This is a genomic window from Methylobacterium sp. Leaf88, from assembly GCF_001422795.1.
Lineage (GTDB): Bacteria > Pseudomonadota > Alphaproteobacteria > Rhizobiales > Beijerinckiaceae > Methylobacterium.
Genome location: NZ_LMMK01000045.1, coordinates 261 through 6,379, shown reverse-complemented (window position 1 = coordinate 6,379; position 6,119 = coordinate 261). Strand labels below are relative to the sequence as shown.

Sequence of the window (6,119 nt, the reverse complement as noted above, 5' to 3'; positions counted from 1 at the left end):
TTCCGATCGACAGGTTCCGATCGACAGGTTCCGATCGACAGGTTCCGATCGACAGGTTCCGATGGGAACGACGAAGACGGACCGACTGTTGCCCTGGTAATCTCGCCATCAGGACACCCCATGATCAGAACTGCCGCCCTCGCCCTCAGCGCCTCCCTCTTCAGCCTGTCCGCCCTGGCCCAGCCCGCCACGGCCCCTGGCGCCGCCCCCGGCCAGCCGCGCGGCACCGTGATCCAGGGTCAGCCGAACACCACGGGCAACGACCCGAGCGTGTCCGTCTCCCGGGGTGCGACCGGTGCCGAGACGGCGACGACGGACTCGGCCGCGGGTGGAAATGCCGGCAAGCCCGAGCAGGCCGTCCCCAACAGCAGCGCCGGCGGCCGCTGACGCCTGACGGCCTTCGGCAAGGCCTGTTCTTGACAAGTCCCGACCGACCCGCCCGGCTCCGGCCGCGGCGGGTTCTTCATGCCCGGGGGTCAAGCCACCGGGGGCCGCCTCAGCCGACGTCGACGTCGATGTCGAACGCCATGCCGCGGCCCGGCCCCTGGTCGGCATAGTCGACGAGGGCATAGCCGCGCTCGCGCAAGGCGGCCTCGAGACCGTCCCGGTGCTTTCGGAACGTCTGCCCGATCGCCAGAGGCGTCAGGCGCGGATGGCTCTGTCGAAGCTGGTCGACGCCGATGCTCAAAGGCGCGCCCTCGCGGTCGGCGATGCGGATGAGGGCGGATGCCAGATCCGCGGCCTTGGTCTCGGCCGCCGATTTCGCCTTGAATGCCATGATCGGATCCTCTTCTCGTATCATCCGTGATGAGGACCGGCCCGTGTGGATCCCGCCTCGTGCCGGCCACCCCATCGCCCCCGGTGATCGAGTGGGCGGTCCGCGCCCTGCCGGGTTCGCCGGGCAAACGGAATGCGCCGAGCGTCCGCGCCCTCCGGCCCTTTCACCCGGCGTGGGAGAGGGGCCGAGCGCCCGTGCACGGATCGATACCGGGCCGGTGGCCGCGCCAACACATGTTCTTCCTTCGTTCTAGCAGATGCCAGGGCGGGATGCACGGGAGAACCGGCAGTCCCTCCAGACCCGAGGCGCGCCGGTCGGGCCGGCCTTCACGGCAACCAGGAGCTCGACGATGATCGAGGAACGGGAAGGGCGGGGTCCTCTACAACTAGGCTATAGCATCCCAATCACAAAGTCGTGTCTGAGTCTGCCGCCTTCAATCCGCGATAAAAGCCACGGACGACCATGATAACATCAAGCAAGAGTAACGCGGCGTTCACTGAAGCTTTTGACGAAGACATAAGGTCTCCCGGGCTAAATGCATCCCATGATGCTCACCCTCGCAACGCTTCTGGAAAGCCAGGCCGTCGTCTCCGTCCTGGCTGCAGCGACGATCTGCACCCTGAGTGCCTGGCTGACGGTGCACCTGCTCCGGAAGGCCGAGGCCGCGCCGGCGACCCGACGCGGACGATGGCTGGTGGGCACGGCCCTCGCCGCCGGGCTCGGAGTCTGGACCACGCACTTCCTGGGCATGCTCGGATATCGGACCGACGTCATCCTGGGCTTCCATTCCGGGACCACGATCGCGTCCGCCCTGATCGCCGTGGTGGCGGTGGGCGTGCCCTTCGCGCTCTCGGCCCTGCCGAAGGGTCGCCCGGCCCGGGGCCTCCTGGGTGCCGTGGCGGGGCTCGGCATCGGCGCGATGCACATCACCGGCATGTCCGCCCTCGAAGGCTGCACCCAAAGCCAGTCGGACACGGCCAACGCCCTGGCCTACCTGCTGGGGGCGGGGGTGATGGCGGGGGCGCGCCTCCTCCCCGAGCGCCGGCCCTTCGATGCGATCGCCTGCGCGCTCATCGTCCTGGCGGTGTGTGGAACACACTTCACCTCCCTGGCCGGGACGGTGCTGGAGGGGCAACCCACCGCGACGCTCGGCCCGAACGTCCAGGTGGCGCTGAGCATCCTGACCGCCGCCGGTGCGGCGATCCTCATCACGGGTGCCTTCGTCGCCCTGGCGGCGACCCGGCGCTTCGAGGCCCAGGAACAGGCCCACCTGAACGTCCTGGCGACGGCGCTCCAGAACATGTCCAACGGCATCCTGAAGATCTCGTCCCAGGGATCCATCGAACTCTACAACCAGCGCCTCCTCGGCATGCTCGATCTGGCTCCGGACGCCGTCCGGGTCGGGATGCACCTCGAGGACTTTCTCAAGGCCACGGGTGATTCCAACGGATGGGATGCCGAGCGCACCGCCCGTGTGGCGGGCAACCATTGGCTCTGGATGGGCAAGGACGAGGAGACCCGGATCGAGCACCTCTTCGACGACGGCCGGATCCTGTCGATCGCCTGCCAGCCCGTCGCCGACGGCGCCGTCCTGACCTACGACGACGTGACCCGGGACCGGCGCGCCCAGGCGGAGATCTCGCAACTGGCCTATCACGACCCCCTGACGGGTCTGTGCAACCGGCGCGCGCTCAACGAGCGGATGCTCGCCGTGCATCAGACGGGGGCTCGATCCACCCTGCTCCTGCTCGATCTCGATCGGTTCAAATTCGTCAACGACACCTTCGGCCATGCGGTCGGTGACCAGTTGCTCGTCGCGGTGGCGGGCCGGCTGCGCGCGCTCATCGGCGAGGCGGACTTCATCGCCCGGCACGGCGGCGACGAACTCGCGATCCTCACGGCGGGCGATACGGCCTCGGCCAAGGCCCTGGCAGACCGGATCGTGGCGGAGATCGAGAAGCCCTACATCCTCGCGAGCATGACCGTGGTCGTCGGCTGCAGCATCGGCGTGTGCGGCCTCGACGACAGCACCGGTCCCAGCGACCTGATGCAGCGGGCCGATATCGCCCTGTACGAAGCCAAGCGCCGGGGCCGCGGGGTGGCGGTCGGCTACCAGCCCGGCATGATCGAGGCGATCGCCGCCCGCGGCCATCTCGAGAACGATCTGCGCGGGGCGCTCGCCCTGCGGCAGTTCTATCTCGTCTATCAGCCGATCCTGTCGCTCACGACCGACCGGATCGTCTCCTGTGAAGCCCTGATCCGCTGGAACCATCCGCATCGCGGACTGGTCTCGCCGGATGAGTTCATCCCCCTCGCCGAGGAGACCGGGCTGATCGTTCCGATCGGACAATGGGTGCTGGAACAGGCCTGCCGGGAGGCTGCGAACTGGCCGGACGCGCAGCATCTGGCCGTCAACGTGTCCGCGGTCCAGCTCCGTTCGCCCCTCCTGCTGACGCATGTCGCCGAAGCCCTGGCCGCGAGCGGCCTGCCTGCGAGCCGGCTCGAACTCGAACTCACGGAGACGGCGCTTGTCGAGGACGGGCGGCAGATCGCCCATACCCTGGACGCTCTGCGGCGGGTCGGCGTCAAGATCGCGATGGACGATTTCGGGACGGGCTACTCCTCCCTTGCCCACCTGCGCGATCTTCCCCTCGACCGGATCAAGATCGATCGCAGCTTCGTCGCCGCGGCGCTGGACGACCGGCAATCCCTGGCGGTCATCAAAGCGGTGACGCAGATGGGCCGCGACATGAACATCCCGACCCTGGCGGAGGGCGTGGAGAGCCGCGAGCAACTCGATCTCCTCCGGGCGATCGGCTGCGACGCGGTCCAGGGCTACCTGATCGGCCGGCCCTCCCGTCGCCAGACGGTCGCCTACCCGGATGGGACGAGGTGGCTTCGCGGCGGTGAACGACAGACCCTCGTGGCGCATGCCTCTGGCGATTTCCCAGAGGGCGTGTCGGACCTTCATCAAGCGCCATGCGCGGGCGACGGTCGTGGTCTCGAGGAGGGCACCGTACCCAAGATCGATGTGATTGCAGGCCACCCACGCAGGCAGCAGCTCACAGAAGACGGGTTCGATGTCCCGGCAAGCGCGCTCCCATTCCCCTCCGATCTCGGGCGCCTTCCCGCATCCGTCCCCGTCGCGCGGTAGCGGGAGAAGCCTCGCCGAGCGAGCCGGACACGGGGATGCGCTCTGGCTCTTCGCCGGCGCGCCACGCATTTCATCGGGCGTTTCACGCTTCGGCGATCCGTTGCGTTGCGCGTCCGTGCTGTTCAAGGAAAGCGAAGCGGGCTTCAACGGTCCATGGCCACGAACCGATGCAGCTTGCCCTGTCCGGGGCTGACCTGCGCGATGCCGATGTGACGGTCGCGGAATCGGGTCGGCCTTGAAGCGCGAGCGCTGAGGCTTGTCACTGTCGACATCCGGCAGGCAGCGATGCAGCGACGAGTGGGTCGGATGCGGAAGGCTCGGCTGCTGCGCGGAGAGGTCGTCGTCGAACCTCTTCGTAACCTCTCACCTTTAGCGTCGCCTCCGAGGATGAGGTGGTTATGCGGCGCTCTACAGTCATGGCGGCCTTGTTCGTGGCCCTGTCGCCCCCTTCGGCCTCGGCCAACGGACACGCAGCGAGCGGAACCGCGCAGGCGGTCTTCATCGCAGACGGCGAGCCGACCTTGGCGCCGATGGCGTTTCTCAAATTCTGTCTGAAGTATCAGTCCCAGTGTGCGACACCTTCAGAGGAGACGCCCATCGTCATCGAGCTTACGCCAAATAATCTCGCCGAGATGCGGAGCGTCAATGCAGCTGTCAACGCGCGTATAGCACCGAATCCAGCCAAGGACGGTGATCATTGGTCACTGGAAACCCGATACGGCAACTGCAACGATTATGCGGTTCAAAAGCGGGATGAACTTGCGCGACGCGGTTTTCCAATTTCAGCCCTCTCACTTGCCACGGTCATGACGCGTGATGGCCAGGGCCACCTTGTTCTGACGGTGCGCACGAACAGAGGCGATTACGTCCTCGATAATCTGAATGCGGCCATCATGCCCTGGAACACCGTGCGCTACGCATGGCTGAAGCGGCAGTCGGCCGCAAAACCCCGCTATTGGGTCGACCTGAGTGGGAGCTCTCCTGCCCACCGTGCACAGACTGTATCGAGTCGTCCGCAGCCCGCGCATCGGAACCGCATCGCAAGCGCCGGAGCGCCCCTCTAAGCCATTCGATCGGTGGCATGCCGCGAGGGAACGACCGCGATCCAGTCCGCGCCGGAGTTCGACTGTCTGCCTTGACAGACGAAGGGGCCTGCACAAAGCTTCTGGGGGGTGCCCGCAAGCCAAGGTGAACGTGTCTTTTCCGCTCTTGTCCCGCCGTGAAGTGATCGCTGGCCTCGGTGCGGCCGGCTTCCCTCGCATCGCCTCGGCGACCGACAGGGAGGTCATCGTCAAGCCGGGCGACTCGATCGCTGCGGCGCTCGCTCAAGCTCCCGCCGGCACGACGCGGCGCCTGCGCCTCATGGCTGGTGGCCATGGGCCATTGACGCTTCAACCTCTGAAAGGTGGTCGGCTCGAACTGACCGGTGAAGACGGTGCGGTCTTGGGCCCGACGGTGGTGCGCGGATCCGATCAGATCGTTTTCCGCAACCTCGCGTTCAGAGGAGAGAAGGGCGGAGCGACCGTCCCAGGTCTGGTGCTGATAGATCCTAGTTCGCGGGATATTCTGTTCGAACGGTGCAGTTTCGCGACCTCCGACAGCGTCACGGGTTGGAGCAGCCGCGATTGGGTCGATCGGCCTTATCCGATCGGCCTGTTCGCACGCGGCCCGCAGGTCTCCGTGAAGGAAAGCCGCTTCTTCAACCTTCGCAATTGCCTGAGCGTGGCCGGCGATGGCGGAGTGGTTCAGGGTTGCAGTTTCGAAGCGTTCGGCAACGATGCGATCGAGTTCGGCGCCAACAATCTGAGGATCGTCTCCAACAGGATCCGAGGCGGGTACCATACGCAGGTAGACCCGCTCCATGCCGATGGTATTCAGGGTTTTCCGGCCCCAAATTCAGGGCAATACCAAAATATCTTGATCGACTCGAACATCATCGAGTTCATAGGGCCCGGCGACTACATGCAGGGCATTACGATTTTTGATGGTTCCTGGCAGAATGTTCGTGTAACGAACAATAAGGTCAGTGTTAACGTCTGGAACGCGATCGCGTTGTATGGCATTTCTGGTGTTTTTGTTGAGGGAAATATTGTTTCTTCGACGGATCCGAAGATCCGGAACTGGATCGAAGTTCGTGCTTCGAAGACCGGCGTGAGATCGACCGACGTCGTTGTTCGCAACAACGTT

The 6,119-nt window shown here is 65.7% G+C and carries 5 protein-coding genes and 1 pseudogene; 4 read left to right on the top strand and 2 right to left on the bottom strand.

The features are described 5' to 3' along the window. The first annotated feature begins 120 nt into the window (after nucleotides 1–120). Complete coding sequence (locus ASF20_RS16550) at nucleotides 121–387, top strand: hypothetical protein (protein ID WP_156648110.1); 267 nt, start codon at nucleotides 121–123, stop codon at nucleotides 385–387. 109 nt (nucleotides 388–496) lie between these two features. On the opposite strand, the gene ASF20_RS16545 is transcribed toward ASF20_RS16550, so the two are convergent. Further along, nucleotides 497–778: a hypothetical protein gene (locus ASF20_RS16545; protein WP_056275908.1), complete on the bottom strand. Its 282-nt coding sequence runs from the start codon at nucleotides 776–778 to the stop codon at nucleotides 497–499. 544 nt (nucleotides 779–1,322) lie between these two features. Between ASF20_RS16545 and ASF20_RS16540 the strand changes: the two genes are divergently transcribed. Next, the gene (locus ASF20_RS16540; protein WP_162242633.1) at nucleotides 1,323–3,932 is read left to right on the top strand and encodes an EAL domain-containing protein; all 2,610 of its coding nucleotides are present in this window, start codon (nucleotides 1,323–1,325) and stop codon (nucleotides 3,930–3,932) included. Between the two features lie 85 nt (nucleotides 3,933–4,017). Here ASF20_RS16540 and ASF20_RS23555 read toward each other — a convergent pair. Then, nucleotides 4,018–4,277: pseudogene (locus ASF20_RS23555) on the bottom strand (hypothetical protein); the annotation flags it as partial. Nucleotides 4,278–4,348: 71 nt separating this feature from the next. On the opposite strand from ASF20_RS23555, the gene ASF20_RS23550 reads away from it, so the two are divergent. Continuing rightward, the gene (locus ASF20_RS23550; RefSeq protein ID WP_162242632.1) at nucleotides 4,349–4,996 is read left to right on the top strand and encodes a transglutaminase-like cysteine peptidase; all 648 of its coding nucleotides are present in this window, start codon (nucleotides 4,349–4,351) and stop codon (nucleotides 4,994–4,996) included. Nucleotides 4,997–5,126: 130 nt separating this feature from the next. Next, nucleotides 5,127–6,119: right-handed parallel beta-helix repeat-containing protein (locus ASF20_RS16535; RefSeq protein WP_156648109.1), on the top strand; the 993-nt coding region annotated here is incomplete at its 3' end.